The 1,035-nt window shown below is 69.4% G+C and carries 1 pseudogene and 1 other annotated feature; the pseudogene reads right to left on the reverse strand.

Annotated elements, in window-relative coordinates:
* Positions 1 to 1,035 (reverse strand): annotated as a pseudogene (locus tag N790_RS05655) (IS3 family transposase); the annotation flags it as partial.
* Positions 692 to 808: a sequence feature (AL1L pseudoknot), on the reverse strand. Its footprint overlaps the pseudogene before it by 117 nt.

Genomic DNA, 1,035 nt, shown 5'->3' on the forward strand with positions numbered 1-1,035 from the left:
CCTCTTCGCGGCTGCGCCACGAGCGCCGGTGGGTCACCTCGGCCTTGAACAGCCCGATCACGGTTTCGGCCAGCGCGTTGTCGTAGCTGTCGCCCACACTGCCCACCGACGGCTCGATGCCAGCTTCGATGAGCCGGTCCGTGTAGCGGATCGACAGGTACTGGCTGCCGCGATCGGAATGGTGGATCAGGGCCTTCTCGCCGGGCCGACGTGCCCACACGGCCTGCTCGAGCGCGTCGAGCACGAACTGCGTCTGCTGCGAAGAACTGGCCCGCCAGCCGACGATCCGCCGGGCGAACACGTCGATCACGAAGGCCACGTACACGAAGCCCTGCCAGGTCGGCACATAAGTGAAGTCGCTCACCCACAGCGCGTTCGGCCGGTCAGCCCTGAACTGCCGCTTCACCAGGTCCATCGGCTTCTCCTCGACCAACTCCTGGCCGATCCACTTGCGCGGCTTGCCGCGCACCACGCCCTGCAGGCCGGCGCGGCGCATCAGCCGCTCCACCGTGCAGCGGGCCACCTTCACGCCTTCCCGGTGCAGCTGCCGCCACACCTTGCGCGCCCCGTAGGCCTGGCGATTCTCCTGCCAGACCCGGTCGATCACGGGCGCCAGGACCTGCTCGCGATGCCAGCGCGCGGGCTGGCGCGCCGGGTCGGCCTGGCGGCTGGCGTGTTCGTAGTACGTCGACGGGGCGATCGGCAGCACCTTGCAGATCGGCTCGACCCCGTAGGCGTCTCGGTTCTGGTCGATGAAGTCCTTCAGGACTTGTACCGGCGGTCGAGCTCCGCCTGGGCAAAAAACGCCGACGCCTTGCGCAGGATCTCGTTGGCCTGGCGCAGCTCCCGCACCTCGCGCTCCAAGGCCTTGATCCGCGCCTGCTCGTCGGTCGTCAGCCCGGGCCGCAGCCCGCTGTCGCGCTCGGCACGGCGGACCCACGTCCGCAGCGTCTCCGCCTTGCAGCCGATCTTCCCGGCCACCGACGTGATCGCCGCCCACTGGGAGCTGTGCTCGCCCTGGTGGTCCAGGACCAT

The sequence above is a fragment of the Arenimonas malthae CC-JY-1 genome (assembly GCF_000747075.1).
GTDB classification, from domain to species: domain Bacteria; phylum Pseudomonadota; class Gammaproteobacteria; order Xanthomonadales; family Xanthomonadaceae; genus Arenimonas; species Arenimonas malthae.